Origin of the sequence: Glycomyces mayteni (assembly GCF_042428885.1) — a bacterium.
GTDB lineage: Bacteria > Actinomycetota > Actinomycetes > Mycobacteriales > Micromonosporaceae > Glycomyces > Glycomyces mayteni.
In genome coordinates, this window is the sequence record NZ_JBHMBP010000001.1 from 984,663 (window position 1) to 1,003,247 (window position 18,585).

Here is an 18,585-nt window from a genome sequence, read left to right on the forward strand (position 1 = left end):
CCCGTGACGTGTCGTGACCGGATACCTCCCCCTGAGTAACCTGCCTTCACGTTTGCCCCCTGGATGTGACACGCTGGAAGGGCCGCCTGTCACCGCAGCTGAGGAACCACGCCATGACGGACACCGTTTCCCGTACAGCGAACCCGACCGATGAGTCCGACCTGCTCAGGAGCCTGGCCGATGCGCTGGGCGCCGTCGAGCGGGGCGACTTCTCGGTGCGTCTGCCGCGCGGGGAGGGCCTGGCCGGGGAGGTCGTCGACCGGTTCAACGCCGTGGTCGAGCAGGCCGACCGGCAGACCCGCGACCTCGCGCTCATCGCCCGCGCGGTGGGCCAGGAGGGGTCGTGGAACCACCGGCTCGTCATCGAGCACCTCGACGGCGGCTGGTCCGAGGGCGCCGCGAGCGTGAACCGCCTGGTCGAGGACCTGGTGCGGCCCACGACGGAGCTGGGGCGGGTCCTGGAGGCGGTCGCCGCGGGCGACCTGTCGCAGGAGGCGGCCCTGGAGATCGACGGCACGCAGCTGCGCGGCGAGTTCCGGCGCCTCGGCGAGACCGTCAACCGCATGGTCGGGCTGCTGCGGTCCTTCGCGGGCGAGGTGACGCGCGTCGCGCGCGAGGTGGGCACGGAGGGCGCGCTCGGCGGGCAGGCCGACGTCCAGGGCGTCTCGGGCACGTGGCGGTCGCTGACCGACGCGGTGAACACCATGGCCTCGAACCTGACCGAGCAGGTCCGGTCGATCTCGACGGTGACGCAGGCGATCGCCTCGGGCGACCTGAACCAGAAGATCACCGTCAAGGCCTCCGGCGAGGTCGCCGAGCTCGCCGACACCATCAACTCCCTCACCGAGACCCTCCAGGTGTTCGCCGGCGAGGTCACGCGCGTCGCCCGCGAGGTCGGCACGGAGGGGCGCCTGGGCGGCCAGGCGGACGTGCCGGGCGTCTCGGGCACCTGGAAGGACCTCACCGAGTCGGTGAACGACATGGCCTCCAGCCTCACCGACCAGGTCCGCGACATCGCGAAGGTCACCGGCGCGGTCGCGCGCGGCGACCTGAACCAGAAGATCGCCGTGCCCGCGCAGGGCGAGATCCTCGAACTCAAGACCACCGTCAACACCATGGTCGACCAGCTGTCGAACTTCGCCGACGAGGTGACGCGCGTGGCGCGCGAGGTCGGCACGGAGGGGCGCCTGGGCGGCCAGGCGCAGGTGTTCGGCGTGTCGGGGACGTGGCGGGACCTGACGCAGAACGTGAACCAGCTCGCCGCGAACCTCACCGAGCAGGTCCGCAACATCGCGAAGGTCACCACCGCCGTCGCCAAGGGCGACCTGGGGCAGAAGATCACCGTCGACGCGCAGGGCGAGGTCGCCGAGGTCAAGAGCACCGTCAACACGATGGTCGACCAGCTCTCCCGCTTCGCCGACGAGGTCACCCGCGTGGCCAGGGAGGTGGGCTCGCAGGGGCGCCTGGGCGGCCAGGCGGACGTGCCGGGCGTCTCGGGCACGTGGAAGGACCTCACCGAGAACGTCAACCTCATGGCCGCGAACCTGACCAGCCAGGTGCGGAACATCTCGTCCGTGGCCTCCGCGGTCGCCGCCGGCGACCTGAACCGGCAGATCACCGTGGACGCCCAGGGCGAGATGCTCGAACTGAAGTCCACGATGAACTCGATGGTCGCGCAGCTCTCCCAGTTCGCCGACGAGGTCACCCGCGTCGCCCGCGAAGTGGGCACGGACGGGAAGCTCGGCGGGCAGGCGAACGTCCAGGGCGTCTCCGGGATCTGGGAGGCCCTCACCGACAACGTGAACTCCATGGCCTCCAACCTGACCAGCCAGGTGCGGAACATCTCCTCCGTGGCCAGCGCCGTCGCCCGCGGCGACCTGACGCGGCAGATCACCGTCGACGCGCAGGGCGAGATGCTCGAACTGAAGTCCACGATGAACGCCATGGTCGACCGGCTCTCGTCCTTCGCCGACGAGGTGACGCGCGTGGCGCGCGAGGTCGGCACGGAGGGGCAGCTCGGCGGGCAGGCGAACGTCCAGGGCGTCTCGGGCACGTGGAAGGACCTCACCGACAACGTGAACTCGATGGCGTCGAACCTGACGCTCCAGGTCCGCAACATCGCCGAGGTCACCACCGCGGTCGCCCGCGGGGACCTGAACCAGCAGATCACCGTGGACGCCCAGGGCGAGTTCCTGGAGATGAAGAACACCGTGAACACCATGGTGAACCAGTTGTCGAGCTTCGCCACGGAGGTCACGCGCGTCGCCCGCGAGGTCGGCGTCGAGGGGAACCTCGGCGGGCAGGCCGAGGTCGCCGGGGTCTCCGGGACCTGGCTCGCCCTGACCCGCAACGTGAACTCGCTGGCCGCGACCCTGACGCTCCAGCTGCGCGCCATCGCGAACGTCGCGCACGCCGTGGCCCGCGGCGACCTCACCCAGTCCGTGGACTTCGAGGCTGCCGGGGAGATCGCCGACCTCACCGAGTCGATCAACCAGATGATCACCGCGCTCAGGGACAAGACCCGCCAGAACACCGACGCGGACTGGCTCAACTCGAACCTCGCGCGGATCTCCTCGCTCCTCCAGGGCCGCAGGGGCGTCGAGGAGGTCACCCGCATGGTCCTCGACGAGGTCACGCCGCTCATCGACGCGCAGACCTCCACGTTCTACGTCCGCCACGAGGACGTCGCCGGGCACGTCACGTACCGCCTCAACGCCGTGTACGGGCACCCCAACCCCGGCGAGAAGAAGCTCATCGAGGACAACGAGGGCATGGTCGGGCAGGCCGCCGCCTCGAAGCGGACCATCCACCTGCACGACATCCCCGAGGGCTACCTGGAGATCTCCTCCGGGCTCGGGCAGGCCACCCCGACCGACCTCATCATTCTGCCCGTCCAGTTCGGCGACAAGGTCAGGGGCGTCATCGAGTTCGCCTCGTTCAACACGTACTCCGGGCTCCACAAGCGGTTCCTCGACGCGCTCGCCCCGAACGTCGGCGTCACCCTCGCGACCATCGAGGGCAACGCCCGCACCGAGGTCCTCCTGCGCGAGTCCCAGCGGATGGCGCAGGAGCTGCGCGCCCAGTCCAACCGGCTCCAGGAGACCAACGTCGAGCTGGAGGAGAAGGCGCAGCTGCTGTCGGCGCAGAACAAGGCCATCGAGCTGAAGAACGAGGAGGTCGAGACCGCCCGCAAGGACATCGAGGAGAAGGCCGACCAGCTCGCGCAGGCCTCCAAGTACAAGTCGGAGTTCCTCGCGAACGTCTCGCACGAGCTGCGCACGCCCCTGAACTCGCTGCTGCTGCTCGCGCGGCTCCTGTCGGAGAACACCGACGGGAACCTCTCGGAGCGGCAGGTCGAGTTCGCGCGGACCATCTACAACGCGGGCACCGACCTGCTCACCCTCATCGACGACATCCTCGACCTGTCGAAGATCGAGGCCGGGCGGATGGTCGTGTCCGTGCACCCCGTGGACCTCGCGGAGGTCCTCGGCGACATCGAGGCCGCGTTCCGGCCCCAGGCCGAGGACAAGGGCCTGGAGTTCAACGTGGACGTCGGCACCGGCGTGCCGCAGCTCATGCAGACCGACGGGCAGAAGTTCCAGCAGGTCCTGCGCAACCTCCTGTCGAACGCGGTGAAGTTCACACGCGTCGGCTCCGTGACCCTCGCCGTGCGCCGCATCCCCGCGGACCTCCGCTTCGACGCCCCGCACCTGAACACCGCCGCCGAGCGGATCGCATTGAGCGTCATCGACACCGGCATCGGCGTCGCCGAGGCGAAGAAGTCGATCATCTTCGAGCCGTTCCAGCAGGCCGACGGCACCACCCGCCGCAACTTCGGCGGCACCGGCCTGGGCCTGTCGATCTCCAAGTCCCTGTCGAACGCCCTCGGCGGCGACGTGTTCATCGAGCACACCGGCGACGCCGGGTCCAAGTTCACGTTCGTGGTGCCCGTGGAGATCGACGCCGACGGCGAGCTGCCGCTCGTCCCCGCCGAGCTGCCCGTCCCCGTCGTGGAGCCCGGCATCCTCACCGGCGCGCCCGAGACGCCCTCGTCCTCCGCCGCCGCGCAGCACCTGGAGGGGACCACCGTCCTCATCGTCGACGACGACATCCGGAACGTGTTCGCGCTGACCGCGGCCCTGGAGCTGCACGGCATCGACGTCCACTACGCCGAGAACGGCGCCGACGGCATCGACGCGCTCCAGCAGCACCCGGGCATCGACATCGTCCTGATGGACTCGATGATGCCCGGCATGGACGGCAACGAGACCACGCGCGTCATCCGCCGGATGCCCCAGTTCGCGGACCTGCCGATCGTGTTCCTCACCGCGCAGGCGCTCGCCGAGCAGCGGGAGCAGTCCGTGGAGGCCGGCGCGAGCGCGTACCTCACCAAGCCCGTCGACCTCGACCTGCTGCTGGACACCATGTCCCACTGGATCGGCGCCGACGGCCCGGGGCGGGGCGGCGCACACGGCGCGGCACCCGCGGCCCGCCGCCGCGCCGCCGGGCGCGACAATGGCGAACCGACCTCTGGAGGCACCGCATGAGCACCGCCCGCGTCCTGCTCGTTGACGACAGGTCCGAGAACCTCCTCGCCCTTGAGGCGATCCTCCAAGGGCTGCCCGTGAACACGATCGCGGTCACCTCCGGGGAGGAGGCGCTCAAGCGGCTGCTCTCGGAGGACTACGCGGCGATCCTCCTCGACGCGCAGATGCCCGGCATGGACGGCTTCGAGACCGCGCGGCACATCAAGCAGCGCGAGAAGACCCGCCACACCCCGATCATCTTCCTCACCGCCGCCGACCGCGACGCGCACCTGGCGATGCGCGGCTACTCCGTCGGCGCCGTGGACTACATCACCAAGCCGTTCGACCCGTGGATGCTCCGCACCAAGGTCAAGGTGTTCATCGACCTGTGGGCCCAGGGCCAGGCCCTCCGCCAGACCTCCGAGCGCACCAAGGACCTCCGCGAACGCGAAGGCCACCTCACCCACCGCCTCGACCTCGCCCGCGACGCCCTCGCCGCCTGGCAGGAGGGCCGCGCCACCGACCCCGAGATCGAACGCATCCTCGCCCTCCTCGAACCCGGGGCCGCCTGACCGCCCCGCCCGAGGGCACCCCCGTGGGAGGGGGTCGCGAGACCCCCCGATATTCAAGCCTCCCTCGGGGGTACGACAATCCGTGACCGGCCGTGCCCGGAACGCGACCGCGACACCGCAACCGCGACAACGATTCGCGTTCGTGATGTCCTCGGGCCTCCTGTCCCGGCGGAAAACCGGCTAGGGTTGTGCCGTGGTGCACCAGAAGCTCGACATCTCGGTATACCGCGAGTCGAACGAGACGATCGTGGCGCTGAGCGGAGAAATCGACCTGCACACCGCCCCCCGTCTCACCGGCGCCGTCGACGCCGCGCTCGCGGACGACCCCGTGCGCGTCGTCCTCGACATGCGCGGCGTGACGTTCTGCGACTCGCGCGGCCTCGGCACCCTCGTGATCCTCGCCAGGGCCGCCGCCCGCGCCCGCGCCGTCCTCGTCCTCGCGAACCTCGGCGACTTCCTCAAACGGCTCCTCGCCGTCTCCGGCATCGGCGACCACTTCGTCATCCGCGAAGACGGCGACGGCCCCGAGGACCCCGCCGCCGGAACCGGGCAGGGGACCGCGCCGTGAACCTCGCGATCTCCGACGAACTCCTCACCCTCATCACCGTCCTCGGCGTCGCCGTCGGCCTCGCCATCACCGGCGCGGCCCTCGCCTGGTGGGGCACCGCCCGCGGCGCCCGCGGCCGCACCGTCACCGGCGTCGCCCTCCTCTTCGCGGGCGGCCTCACCGTCCTCGGCTGGGCCATCGTCGACGGCGCCGGAGCGCGCGCCGCCGCCGTCGGCCTCGTCGCCGCGCTCCTGCCCGCCCCGATCCTCGTCGGCACGTTCCTCTGGCTCGGCCGCTACCGCCGCCGCCCCTGGCTCGTCCTCGCGTTCTGCTTCGGCTGGGGCGCCTGCGTCGCCACCGCCATCGCCCTCGGCGTCAACACCGGCGCCGCCTACCTCCTCCACCGCGGCGGCCTCGACCAGAACCTCGCCGCCGTCGTCTCCGCCCCAGTCATCGAGGAGATCGCCAAACTCCTCGGCCCACTCCTCGTCTACTGGACCGCCCGCCGCCACCTCACCGGCACCCTCGACGCCATCGTCTACTGCGGACTCGCCGGGGCCGGCTTCGCCGTCTCCGAGAACGTCCTCTACGCCTCCGGCGCCTACGTCTACGGCGCGTCCCTCGGCGACGCCGCCGGCATCGCCCAGGTCACCATCCTCGTCGCCGTCCGCGGCCTCGCCACCATGTTCGCCCACCCCCTCATGACCGGCCTCTCCGCGATCGGCCTCGGCCGCGCCGCCCGCCTCCCCGGCCGCAAGGGCAAGCAGACCGCCTGGATCATCGGGATGCTCCTGTGCGGCATGGGACTCCACGCCCTCTGGAACGGCTCCTCCGTCCTCGGCGTCGCCCTCGACCTCCCCGCGCTCTGGTTCGCCCTCTACCCCGCGTTCCTCGCGCCCCTGTTCTTCACCATGGTCGGCGCCGCCCTCTGGCTCCGCGCCGCCGACGCCCGCCGCACCCAGACCAGCCTCCTCCCCCTCGTCCACGCCGCGCAGCTCTCGCCCCCCGAACTCGCGTCCCTCGCCAGCTTCTCCCGCCGCGCCGCCGCCCGCGCCTGGGCCCGCCGCTGGGCCGGGAAGCCCGGCGAGGACGCCATGAAGGACTTCCAGCGGGCCGCCTCCGACGTCGCCGAGCAGTACGACCTCGCGAGCATCGGCGCCCCCTGGAGCGAGCCCACGGTCCGCGAAGGCGTGCACCGCATGCACACCGCCCGCACCGCCTACGCCGGGCGCGACCCCCGCACCCCGCCCGCGCTGTGGGACGGCCGCCGCTACCACGTCGCCTTCCCCGACGGCGTGATGCGCCCCATCGACCCGCCCGCGCAGCCGGTCATGCCCCTCCCGCTGGCCCCGCCGCCGCCCCCGCCGACCTATCTCGTCGCATACCCTGTCACCCATGCATGAGGGACCCATCGGGCCCACCTCCTGGACCGGCCCCGCCGCGCCCCCGGCGCGCACCGGGCGCCCCTCCTGGAGGGAGCCCCACCCCGTCCGCGTCGGCCCCGTCGCCGCCGGAGCCGCACTGTGCGGCCTGTGGGTGCTCCTGTGGCTCCTGGCCTACGCCAAGGGGTCGGGCAGCGGCCTGACGGGGGCGGGCTTCGCCTGGGTGACTTTGGCCGCGAGTACGATCGGGGCTGTCGCCGCAGCCGCGCTGGCGCGCTACGGTGACCGCGGAGCTGCGGTCGGCGTAGCCGCCGTCGCAGGGACTGCCGCTGGGGTCGCAGGGCTCTCATGCGAGCTGTATCTTTTGCTGACCGGCGACTGGATCCTGTGGTTACATCGACCGCGGGCCGCCACATCCTTCAGTAGGTCGTTTGAGCAGTCGCCACGCGCGACTGGTTCCATTGAGTGAGAAGACGGGGACGGATCGTGTCGTATTTCGCTGTGGCCGTAGGCCGCGAGGGCGGTGAATGGGAGGCCGCGGAGGTCGACCTCGACGCTGTTGCCGACGTCGAGGACGCGGCCGAGGTCATGCGTGAGGCTTTCCCTGACGCCGACCTCACGCTGCTCTTCGTCGACGCCGACGACGAGTACCTGACGGTGATGCGCCTCGACAACGGCGACGACCTGCGCACCTTCGGGTCCGACGCCGAGTACGCGTCGCAGTCGCGCCTGGGCGAGGCCCTCCTGGGCGACCTCGAACCCGAGGACACCGAGGAGATCGACTCCGAGGACGAGGAGTCCATCGCGGCCCGCCCGACCGAGCTCGACGCCGAGCCCGTCGGCGAGGCGGACCTCATGGGCGACCTGGGCGTCCCCGGCTCGACCCTGCTCGCCCTGTGCGCCAAGGAGGGCATGATGCCCTCCGACGTGGTCTCCGAGGTCGCCAAGTCCATCGGGTTCACCGAGGCCCTGGAAGACGCCACCGGCGCCTAGCCGGCCCCCGACATGCAGTCCCGCCGCGAGGTCCACGAGCACTGGATGCGGCGCGCCCTCGACGCGGCGCGCGGCACCGGCCTCCCGGCGGGCCCGGAGGCGCACCCACGGCCAGGCAGCCCGGCACGCCAGGCCGAACCCGCCCCCGCACCGCGTCCCGACCTCCCGGTCGGCGCGGTCGTCGTCGGCCCCGACGGGCGCGAGCTCGCCGCCGCCGCGAACGCCCGCGAAGCCCTCGGCGACCCCACCGCCCACGCGGAGGTCCTCGCGCTCCGCGCGGCCGCCGCCGTCCACGGCGACGGCTGGCGCCTCGAAGGCTGCACCCTCGTGGTCACCCTGGAGCCGTGCACGATGTGCGCGGGCGCCGCCGTGCTCGCCCGGGTGGGTGAAATCGTCTTCGGCGCTTGGGAACCCAAGACCGGCGCGGTCGGCTCCCTCTGGGACGTCGTCCGCGACCCCCGCCTCAACCACAACCCCGACGTCTACGCCGGCGTCCTCGAAGCCGAATCCGCGGCCCTCCTGCGGGAGCACTTCGGACGAAGTCCGAACTAGAGGTACAGCGGACGCAGTCCGAACCAGAGGCGCAGCGGACGGTAGGCGAAAGGGCGGTACGCACTCGTACCGCCCTCCCGCACAGGGTCACTCGCTAGCCGAGCCCGCCTTCTCCGCCTTCACTTCGCGGCTGCGGGCGAGGAGCTGGGCGATGTCGATGACCTCGACGTCCTCGCGGCCGGCGTCGGCGACGCCGTCGCGGAGCATCGTGGAGCAGAACGGGCAGCCGACCGCGACCGTGTTCGCGCCCGTGGCCACGGCCTCGTCCGCCCGCTCGCGGTTGACGCGCTTGCCGAGCGGCTCCTCCAGCCACATGCGGGCGCCGCCCGCGCCGCAGCAGAACGACCGCTCGTTGTTGCGGGGCATCTCGGTGACCTCCGCGAACGTCCCGAGCAGCTCGCGCGGCGGCGTGAAGATCCGGTTGTGGCGGCCCAGGTAGCACGGGTCGTGGTAGGTGAGCTTCCCGTCGTGCTGCTCGACCGGAGTGATCTTCCCGGCCTGCACGAGGTCGCCGAGGAGCTCGGTGTGGTGCACGACCTCGTAGTGGCCGCCGATGTCCTCGTACTCGTTGCCGATGGTGTTCAGGCAGTGCGGGCAGGTCGCGACGATCTTCACCGCGCCGACCTCGTTGAGCGTCTCCACGTTCTGCTCGGCGAGCATCTGGTACATGAACTCGTGGCCGATGCGCCGCGCCGAGTCGCCCGTGCACGTCTCGGCCTCGCCGAGGACCGCGAACTTGACGCCCGCGTCGTGCAGGAGCGTCGCGACCGCGCGGGACGTCTTCTGCGCCTTGGGGTCGTACGCGCCCGCGCACCCGACCCAGTACAGGTACTCGAAGTCGCCGCCCGCCTCCGCGATCGGCACCTCGAAGTCGAGGCCCTCGGCCCACTTGAGGCGCTGCGCGGGGTTCTCGCCCCACGGGTTGCCCTTGTTCTCCAGGTTGCGGAGCATCGTCTGGGCCTCGGCCGGGAAGTCCGACTCCATCATGACCATGTTGCGGCGCAGGTCCAGGATGTGGTCGACGTGCTCGATGTCGACCGGGCACTGCTCGACGCAGGCGCCGCAGGTCGTGCACGACCACAGCACGTCGGGGTCGATGACCGTCCCGATGATCGAGATCGGCTCGATCTCGACGGTGTCGGCGCCGCGCTCCTTCGCGATGGCGGCGGCCTTCAGGTACGGGGCCTGCTCGTACAGGTGGTCGCGCAGGTCCGTGATGAGCTTCTTCGGCGACAGGGGCTTGCCGGTGTTCCACGCGGGGCACTGCGACTGGCAGCGGCCGCACTCGGTGCACGTGGAGAAGTCCAGGAGGCCCTTCCACGAGAAGTCGGCGATGGTGCCGACGCCGAACGGGTCGGTCTCGGGGTCGGCCTGCTCGAAGTCGGCGGGCTCGCCCTTGACGAGCATCGGCTTGGCCGCGCCGAGGGAGACCGCGCCGCCCGCGTTGCGCTTGAAGTAGATGTTGAAGAACGCGGTGACCCGGTGCCAGCCGATGCCCATCGACGGGTGCAGCGCGAGCATCAGGAAGAACGTCCACGACACGAGGATGTCGAGCAGCCCGACCAGGGTGATCGCGGTCAGCAGCGCGTTCTCGGAGGCGCCGTCCCACACGCCCGCGAGGAGCGTCGAGACCGGGGAGGTCCACTCGTGGTCGATCTCCCCGAGGGAGACCTTGATCGTGCGGACCGTCATGTGCGACAGGACGATCGTGAAGATCGTGGCCTCGATGTAGAAGGCCATCCACTGCCGGGAGCCCTCGAACCGGGAGGAGGAGCGCCGCTGGCCCGCGTCCGAGGCGGCGCCCTCCGGCGGCACCCGGTGCGCGCGCGGCAGCCGGAGGATCCGGACGAGGAACAGCGAGAGGATCGCGACGCCGGTGAGCACCGTGAGGAGCTCGGAGCCGAGCAGCCACAGGTCCCAGTGGCCGACGACCGGCAGGCTCCAGTGCGGGTTGAGGACCTCGAAGTACGACTGCACCAGGGCCGGGAACAGCAGGAAGAACCCGAAGAACACGGCCCAGTGCGCCAGCCCGACGCCGCTCCACTGGAGCATCCTGGTGTGCCCCAGGGTCTCCCGCAGCATCGTCTTCACCCGCGTCCCGCGGTCGCCCTTCCGCGTCAGGTCCGGCGCCCCGAGCCTGACGAGCGCGAGCATGCCCAGCCCGGCGCGGACGAACAGCCAGATGGCGAGCGCGGTGTACGCGAACGCGATCACGGCCGTGACGATTTGGACGACTCCCATGGCGACCTCTCGACGCTTGTGCTCACACGTGCTGTCACACGACAGTCCGGTGCTGCCGATCACCCTACATGTTACTGGTCGGTAGCAATCCTGTCGAACCACCCCGCGCCTCCCCGGCCCCGTCCCCGGGCCGCGGCCGCGCCCGCCGCCGCACGGGTCGCAAGTGAACGGATGCAACCGTTCCCGACGTGCAGGCGTGTACACCTCGCCGCACTGCGGCGCCCCACAACCGAGAACCCCTCGACGGACCCACAGGACATCTGAATGAACGAAGCCCCCCGCAACCGCCGCCCCCGGCGGATGGCCGCGGCAGCGGCGACCGCGATCGGCGCGGCCATGCTCGCCGCCCCGGGCACCGCGACCGCCCAGGACGACTGCGCTGCCCTCGGCGACGACCCCTACGAGCGGTCCCAGGAGTACAGGGCCTTCGAGGTCGCCGCCGAATGCGGCGTCGAGATCCGCCTCTACCACTCCTCGCAGTCGCACTCCACCCTCTACGCGACCCCCGAGGGCCAGTACCACCTGGTGCGGACCGCCGCCCCCTCGCAGACCTCGACCGCGCTCGAAGGCATCGCCGACCCGTCGATCGTCGAGTACGGCACGCAGCTGCACGTCGACGGCAGCGGCTACTACTTCACGCTGCCGTACCGCGACATCGACAGGTTCCTGTTCGAGACCCGGACCTCCTACGTCGAATGGGACGGCCCCGTCCCGAAGCCGTCGTACTCCGGCACCACCGCCGTGTTCGACGAGCTCTCCGCCGGACTCGACCTCTCCTTCGACTTCGCGGTCGGCTCTGCGGAACTCGTGTTCACCGCCGCGGACGCCGCCGCCTGGGACGCCCTGTCCACCGGCCTCGTCATCGACGAGTACTACGGCGATGTGGAACTCGTCGTCGAGGACGGCGCGATCCGCCTCGACAACGGCGCCTACCCCGAGGACATGGCCGAGCAGACCACCCCGTTCACCGTCCGCGACGCCGCAGGCGCCGTCACCCCGGTGGACCTCGCGATCGACGCCGACGGCGTGCTCACCATGAGCCTCCCCGAGGACGCCCTCGCGGACGCCGCGTACCCGCTCGCGCTCACCACCCAGTGGGCCTACCGCGACCACGCGACAACCGAATGGGGCGCCGTCACCTCCGCCGAACCGGACCTGGCCCTCTACCAGGGCGACGCCGGACTGGACACGCCGTACTTCCAGGCCGCCGGAGAGACCGGCGACATCGTCGCAGGACCCTACTGCGACGCCCTCGCCGACCCCGGATGCGCCGCCCCGGCGCAGGCCGACGCCTACTGGAACTTCCAGGGCCCCGGCGAGCAGTACGTCGACCCCGACTTCTCCGGGTCGCTCTACACCTTCGCCTACCCGGTCGAGTCCGCGTCCTTCAGCGTCGACGCCGCAGGATCCGACTGCACCGCACCGGACCTCAGCGCCACCGGGGAGTACACCCCGGCCGTCGCGTACGCGAACCGCCCCGCCGCCACCGGCGACCCGATGAGCGGCTCCTGCGACGGCGGCCGCGCCGTCTACGACGTCACCGGGGCGGTCCGGGACAGCTGGGACGGCCTCGACTCCTTCGCACCCCTGACCCTCGGCATCACCGGCGCCGACGAGACCGCCCGGTTCGACGGCGAGTCGGCCCGCCTCGACGTCTACTTCGGCGTCTACGGGACCAAGTACTGGAAGTCGACCTCGGGCCTGTGCTCCACCGCGCTCACCCACACCGCGGACGACACCCCTCGATACGGCGCGTTCACCTTCGAGTCCTGGGAATGGCAGATCATCGACCGGGGCTTCACCTGGACCGCCGAGTTCCGCGACGCCGCCACCGGAGAGACCGTGCACCGCACCGCCCCCCGCGACGCCGAGATCGACTCGCCCACGGACTGGTACAGCGTCGACGACGCCGACGCGCTGCCCGACGGCCGCTACGAGGTCGTCTACGCGATCACCGCCGACAGCGGGTTCACCTTCACCGCGCCCCCGTGCGGCCTCTACGTCGACACCAGCGACCCCGAGTTCCTCGGCTATGAGGTCGCACCCGGGCAGCACTACGTCGGCGACACCGTCGCCATCGAGGTCACCGCGACCGACACGGGCTTCCCCGACGGCGCCAACTGGCTCCGGATCGGCTGCGCCGCAGGCAACTTCGATCCCGCCAGGGGCGAGGTGGTCCTCAGCAGCGCCACGACCGGCACGTGCGAGCTCGTCCCGCCCGCCTCCGATCCGTGGCTGAGCTTCTGGATGTACGACGCCGCGGGCAATGAGGCATCGATGCCCACCCCCGGCCTCCAGGCCACATGGTCCCGCAACGACTACAACGGCGACGGGCACCAGGACCTCATGACGGTCCGCCGCTCCGACGGCAACCTCGTGTTCCACGCCGGCAAGGGCGACGGGACCTTCGCCCCCGGAGTCGCCAAGGGCGCCGGATGGGGCGGATTCGACCTCGTCATGGCCGGCGACCTGAACGGCGACGACCGGCCCGACGTCCTCGGACGCAACAGCGCGACCGGCGCACTCTACCTGTACCCCGGCAACGGGTCCGGCGGACTCGGCACCCGCGTCCAGATCGGCACCGGCTGGAGCGCCATGGGCGCCTTCACCGCTTCAGGGGACTTCGACCACGACGGGAACATCGACCTCGTCGCGGTCAAGCCCTCCACCGGCTCCCTCTACCTCTACCCCGGCAAGGGCGACGGCACCTTCGGCGCCGCGGCCTACGTCAAGAGCCAGATCGCCTACGACTGGAGCCGCGCCGACACCATCACCACCCCCGGCGACGTCGACGGCGACGGGTACGACGACCTCCTCGCCCACGACGACCGCACCGGCGTCTACTACCTGTACTTCAACAACGGCGGCTCCCAGTTCCACAGCCGCGCGACCGTGCCCGCGTCGCTCGACGGCACCGGGACCGACCGCTACACCCAGGTCGTCGGCGCCGGGGACGTCGACGGCGACAACTACGAGGACCTCCTCGCCGTCGACTCCCGCACCGGTGAGCTCGAACTGCACTCCCTCGCCGAGGACGGCACCGCCCTCCACCAGGGCCGGACCGTCGCCACCGCATGGGGCGGCCAGCGCCTCAGCGCGGTCGGGGACGACCGCGCGTACGACTTCGACGGCAGCGGCGCGAGCGACCTCGCCGCGCGGCGCAGCTCCACCGGCACGACGTACCTGTACACCGGAACCGGCACGGGGGGTTTCCTCACCAGCTCGTCCCTCGGCGCCGGCCTGTCCGGCATGAACCTCATCGAGACCGCCGGGGACCTCAACGGCGACGGTTTCGCCGACCTCCTCGCCCGCAAGGCCGCCGACGGGACTCTGTGGCTCCACCCCGGCAAGGGCGACGGCGCCCTCGGGACCGCCGTCAAGATCGGCACCGGCTGGAACTCCCTGAGCGCGATCGTCTCCGGCCATGACTTCAACGGCGACGGGAAGGTCGACATCGTCGCCCGCGAGACCTCCACCGGATACCTGTGGCTGTACCCGGGAACCGGCTCCGGCGCCGTCGGCGCGCGCGTCAAGATCGGGACCGGCTGGACCGCGATGAAGGAGATCACCGCGGTCGGGGACCTCGACCACGACGGGATCGCCGACCTGATCGCAGTCCGCACCTCCGACAACTGCATGTACTTCTACGGCGGCAAGTCCGCCGGGGGCGTCAAGAGCGGTGTCGAGGTCGGCTGCGGCTGGGCGTCCATGGACGCGCTCGCCGCCGTCGGCGACTTCGACGGGGACGGTCGCGCCGACCTCGTGGCCAGGCGCAAGTCCGACGGGAGGCTGTTCCTGTACAAGGGCGACGGCAAGGGCGACTTCACGTCGTCCGTGCAGATCGGCTCCGGCTGGAGCGCCATGAACTCCATCGCATGATCGCGGGTCCGGCCGCCGCACTCGCGGGTGCGTCGGCCGGACCCGAATCCCCGTCTCCATGGAGCCGGTCGGCCGCCCCGCGGGCGGGCGACCGGCACCCTTCCCCTCGACCACCGGGACATCTGAATGAACGCACCCGTCACAGGAACGCGGCGCCGGACCTCCGCCAGGACCGCCGCAGCGCTCACCGCCGCCGCACTCGGCGCGGCGATCCTCGCGGCCCCCGCGGCCGCCCAGACTGGGTCGACCGACTGCGCCGCGCTCGGCGACGACCCCGCCGCGGCCGGACTGGAGTCCGCACTCCAAGCGGCCCGCGACTGCGGCGTCGAAGTGCGCCTCACCGGACGCAGCACCCCGTACGCGACCGTGTACGTCACCCCCGAGAACCGCCTCCACTACGTCGCGACCACCGCGCCGGTCCAGGGGCACGCCGAGGCGGGTGCGCTGGACCCGACGCTCGTCGCCGCCGACGGAGCACTCGCCCCTGCCGCCACCGACTGGCCGTTCCGGCTCCCCTACGACGCCGCCGGGCTCCCGCTGCTCGACACGCCCTACGCTGAGCTGTACTGGGACGGCGCGACCCCGGTTCCGGCCTACTCCGGGACCACCGCCGCCTACCGCGGGCTCGCTCCCGGGCTCGACTTCGCCGCCGACGTCGACACCGCCGCCGCGGACCTGCGGTTCACCGTCGCCGACCGCGCTGCCTGGGACGCCGTCGCCGAGGGGCTCGCCGTCGGCCCCGAAGACTCCGCGTACGTGACCGATTCCGGTGCGCTCGCCGTCTTCGCCGACACCGACTACGCCTACGGCGTGCAGGTCGAGGGGACCACTCCGTTCACCGTGCGCGACGCCGACGGCGCCGTCACTCCGGCCGAGATCGAGCAGGACGAGTCCGGCGCGCTCACCGTCACCGTCCCCGAGGAGGTGCTCGCGACAGCCGCGTACCCGCTGGAGCTGACCGCGCAGTGGGCGCTCCGCGAGTTCCCCGTCCCCGGCTGGGGATCGGTCACCTCCGCCGCCGAGCTCGCGCTCCACCGCGGCGAGGGCGGCCTCGACGAGCCGTACTTCGAAGCGGCCGGAGAGACCGGCGACGTGCTCGCGGGACCGTACTGCGACGCGCTCGCCGACCCCGCGTGCGAAACGGTCCACCAGGCCGCCTCCTACTGGAGCTTCCCGTGGCCGATGATCGAGTCGCTGCGTGCGACCGCGGTCGAGGGCTTCACCTACCCGGTGGCCTCCGCGTCGTTCCGGATCGACGCCGCCGAAGGCGCCGAGTGCCGCGCCCCCGATCTCGCCCGTCCCGCCGGATACCTCCTCACCACGACCTGGTCGAGCAGGCCGTCCGCCACCGGCGCGACGGCCGCGGGGACCTGCGCCGACGGCACCGCCGCCTACGACGTCTCCGACCTGCTGGCGCCGGTGTGGTCGAACGGGAACAGCGACTACTCGCCCGCCCTGCTCGCCATGGCCGACAGCGCCGAGACCGCCCGCTTCGACGGCGCCACCGCGCGCCTTGACGTCTACTTCGACATCGTCGGATACCTCTTCAGCATCCCGACCTCCTCCTGCGGCACCTCCTCGGCGCCCAGGTACTACCGGAGCGCGGTCGCGAGCCTCGGCGGCGACCACCGCATCGAGACGTGGCGCCCCGACCTGATCGACCTCGGTCTCACCTGGTCCGCCGAGGTGTTCGACGCCTACACCGGAGAACCGGTCGCCGCGGCCGGACCGCTCGACGCCCCCGACGGCTCGCGGCCCGCCGGGCAGCTCGACGAGCCGCTCGGCCCCGGACGCTACCGCGCGGTGTACACCGTCGAGTCCTCGACGACCGCCTTCAGCACCGTGAAGACCTGTTACTTCGGCGTCGACACGGCCTGGCCCGAAGTCGTCGGCGTCGCGGTCGCGCCGGGTCCGCACTACATCGGCGACACCGTCGCGGTCGACGTCACCGTCAGCGACGACGGCTTCCCCGACGGCAGAGCCGAGATCGACGTCGCCTGCGCCTCCGGCGACCTGTGCGACGGCGTCGAGACGGTCGTGCTGCGCGATGGCACCACCGCCGAATTCGCGTTCGAACTGCGCGACGGCTCCGGCGTGGCGTCCTTCAGGGCCACCGACGACGCGGGCCAGTACGACTACTCGTCCACGGTGGTCATTCCCGCGACCGTGAACACGTACGACTACAACGGCGACCGGTTCCAAGACCTGTACCTGGTCCGCAAGTCCGACGGGCACCTGCTCTTCTACCCCGGCAAGGGCGACGGCGCCCTCGGTACGGCCGTCTCCCGAGGCGGCGGCTGGAACGCGATGGACGTCGTCATGGCGGGCGACCTCACCGGCGACGGCGACCCCGACCTCCTCGCCCGTGACACCAGGACCGGGAATCTGTACACCTACCCGGGTGACGGCGCCGGGAACTTCGAGCCCCGCATCCTCGCCGGCGGCGGCTGGAACGCGATCAGCGTCTTCACCTCGGCGGCCGACTTCGACGGGAACGGCACCGTCGACCTGTTCGCCATCCGCGAATCCGACGGCAGGCTGCTGTTCCACCCCGGCAAGGGCGACGGCACCTTCGGCGCCCGGACCTTCCCGGCGCTCCCGACCGGCGGCAACGGGTGGGGGAGCTACACCGGCATGATGACGCTCAGCCCGAGGGGCAACAACGACGCGCTGCCGGACCTGCTCCTCCGCGACACCAACGGGGACTACCAGGTCCTGAACGGCAACGGCAGGGGCGGCGTCGAGAACTCGACGGCGGCGCTCGGCATGGCCACCGTCCGCAGCGACGGCACCTACCGCACGTACGCGCAGATCACCGCGGCGGGCGACCAGAACGCCGACGGCCGCGACGACTTCGTGGCCGTCGACGCCAGGACCGGCGAACTCCTGCTCATCGCCGGAGCCGACTACACGCCCGCCGTCACCGTCCTCTCGAAGACCGGCGGCGCCTTCCGCGTCCCCGCGGTCGACGCCGCCGACCCGTACGACTACACCGGAGACCTCCACACCGACGTGTACGGGCTGCGCGCCGCCGACGGGGTCCTGAAGATCTACGAGGGCGCCGGCAGCGGACTCGTCGCAGGCGACGACGTCGCCTACGTCGGCGGTGCCGACCTGGTGGAGACCGCCGGGGACATGACCGGCGACGGACTGCCCGACCTCCTGGTCCGCTGGGAGGGCGGCGACCTCGAAGTGTTCAGGGGCGGCATCGGCGGGAACTTCAACAGGGGCATCGGCGCCGTGGGCACCGGCTGGCACAAGATGAGCGCCCTCGTCTCCGGCCAGGACTTCAACGGCGACGGGAAGGTCGACATCGTCGCCCGCGAAGCCGCCACGGGATACCTGTGGCTCTACCCCGGGAAGGGCGACGGGACGGTCGGGGCCCGCGTCAAGACCGGCAGCGGCTGGAACGCCATGCGGGAGCTGACCGCGGTCGGGGACCTCGACCACGACGGGCACGCCGACCTGCTGGCGGTCCGCACCTCCGACAACTGCCTGTACCGGTACGACAGCACCGGGACCGGCGCGCTCCAGAGCGGCGTGAAGGTCGGCTGCGGGTGGGCCGGGCTGGATGCGCTGGCGAGTGTCGGGGACTTCGACGGGGACGGGCACGCCGACCTGGCGGCCCGGCGCAACTCGGACGGGAAGCTGTTCCTGTACAAGGGGAACGGCGCGGGCGGTTTCGCGTCCGCGGTCGCGATCGGGACCGGGTGGAACCGGATGTCCACAATCGCTTAACCGGCTGTTCACTTGAGGCCCGGTCGTCCCGTAGGGGGTGACCGGGCCTTCTTCATCCGTTCGGCCCCTTTACGGAAACGGGTGCGTCAGATTGCGGAGCGTGAGCGTCCTATCTACAGGGTCGCCGGAAGCGGCCCGACCAGGATCCCTTGACC

At 71.5% G+C, this 18,585-nt stretch carries 9 protein-coding genes; 8 read left to right on the plus strand and 1 reads right to left on the minus strand.

Annotated features, from left to right (window positions below; genetic code table 11):
• The first annotated feature begins 113 nt into the window (after nt 1–113).
• From ACFFXY_RS04635 to ACFFXY_RS04660, 6 genes are all read left to right on the plus strand, one after another.
• The gene (locus tag ACFFXY_RS04635) at nt 114–4,547 is read left to right on the plus strand and encodes a HAMP domain-containing protein (RefSeq protein ID WP_382346305.1); all 4,434 of its coding nucleotides are present in this window, start codon (nt 114–116) and stop codon (nt 4,545–4,547) included.
• Nucleotides 4,544–5,098, plus strand: coding sequence for a response regulator (locus ACFFXY_RS04640; RefSeq protein ID WP_382346308.1), 555 nt, complete (start codon nt 4,544–4,546; stop codon nt 5,096–5,098). Before ACFFXY_RS04635 ends, ACFFXY_RS04640 begins: the two co-directional genes overlap by 4 nt.
• Before the next feature lie 193 nt (nt 5,099–5,291).
• Nucleotides 5,292–5,666 carry an STAS domain-containing protein gene (locus ACFFXY_RS04645; RefSeq protein WP_382346311.1) on the plus strand — a complete coding sequence of 125 codons (375 nt, stop codon included), beginning with the start codon at nt 5,292–5,294 and terminating at the stop codon, nt 5,664–5,666.
• Nucleotides 5,663–7,048, plus strand: coding sequence for a PrsW family intramembrane metalloprotease (locus ACFFXY_RS04650; protein ID WP_382346314.1), 1,386 nt, complete (start codon nt 5,663–5,665; stop codon nt 7,046–7,048). Before ACFFXY_RS04645 ends, ACFFXY_RS04650 begins: the two co-directional genes overlap by 4 nt.
• A 465-nt stretch (nt 7,049–7,513) precedes the next feature.
• Nucleotides 7,514–8,020, plus strand: a complete 507-nt coding sequence (locus ACFFXY_RS04655) for a tRNA adenosine deaminase-associated protein (RefSeq protein WP_382346317.1) — start codon at nt 7,514–7,516, stop codon at nt 8,018–8,020.
• A gap of 12 nt (nt 8,021–8,032) precedes the next feature.
• Nucleotides 8,033–8,572: a nucleoside deaminase gene (locus ACFFXY_RS04660; protein WP_382346320.1), complete on the plus strand. Its 540-nt coding sequence runs from the start codon at nt 8,033–8,035 to the stop codon at nt 8,570–8,572.
• A gap of 87 nt (nt 8,573–8,659) precedes the next feature.
• Here the strand turns inward: ACFFXY_RS04660 and ACFFXY_RS04665 are convergent, their stop codons facing one another.
• Nucleotides 8,660–10,813, minus strand: coding sequence for a (Fe-S)-binding protein (locus ACFFXY_RS04665; RefSeq protein ID WP_382346324.1), 2,154 nt, complete (start codon nt 10,811–10,813; stop codon nt 8,660–8,662).
• Between the two features lie 264 nt (nt 10,814–11,077).
• On the opposite strand from ACFFXY_RS04665, the gene ACFFXY_RS04670 reads away from it, so the two are divergent.
• Nucleotides 11,078–14,692: an FG-GAP-like repeat-containing protein gene (locus ACFFXY_RS04670; RefSeq protein WP_382346327.1), complete on the plus strand. Its 3,615-nt coding sequence runs from the start codon at nt 11,078–11,080 to the stop codon at nt 14,690–14,692.
• 126 nt (nt 14,693–14,818) lie between these two features.
• On the plus strand, nt 14,819–18,430 hold the full coding sequence (locus tag ACFFXY_RS04675; RefSeq protein WP_382346330.1) for an FG-GAP repeat domain-containing protein: 3,612 nt from the start codon (nt 14,819–14,821) through the stop codon (nt 18,428–18,430).
• The last annotated feature ends 155 nt before the right edge of the window (nt 18,431–18,585 follow it).

Bases quoted from the DNA above. Each gene is read 5' to 3' on its own strand.
- ACFFXY_RS04635 (WP_382346305.1), top strand. From the start codon at position 114: ATGACGGACACCGTTTCCCGTACAGCGAACCCGACCGATGAGTCCGAC.
- ACFFXY_RS04660 (WP_382346320.1), top strand. From the start codon at position 8,033: ATGCAGTCCCGCCGCGAGGTCCACGAGCACTGGATGCGGCGCGCCCTC.
- ACFFXY_RS04640 (WP_382346308.1), top strand. From the start codon at position 4,544: ATGAGCACCGCCCGCGTCCTGCTCGTTGACGACAGGTCCGAGAACCTC.
- ACFFXY_RS04665 (WP_382346324.1), bottom strand. From the start codon at position 10,813: ATGGGAGTCGTCCAAATCGTCACGGCCGTGATCGCGTTCGCGTACACC.
- ACFFXY_RS04675 (WP_382346330.1), top strand. From the start codon at position 14,819: ATGAACGCACCCGTCACAGGAACGCGGCGCCGGACCTCCGCCAGGACC.
- ACFFXY_RS04670 (WP_382346327.1), top strand. From the start codon at position 11,078: ATGAACGAAGCCCCCCGCAACCGCCGCCCCCGGCGGATGGCCGCGGCA.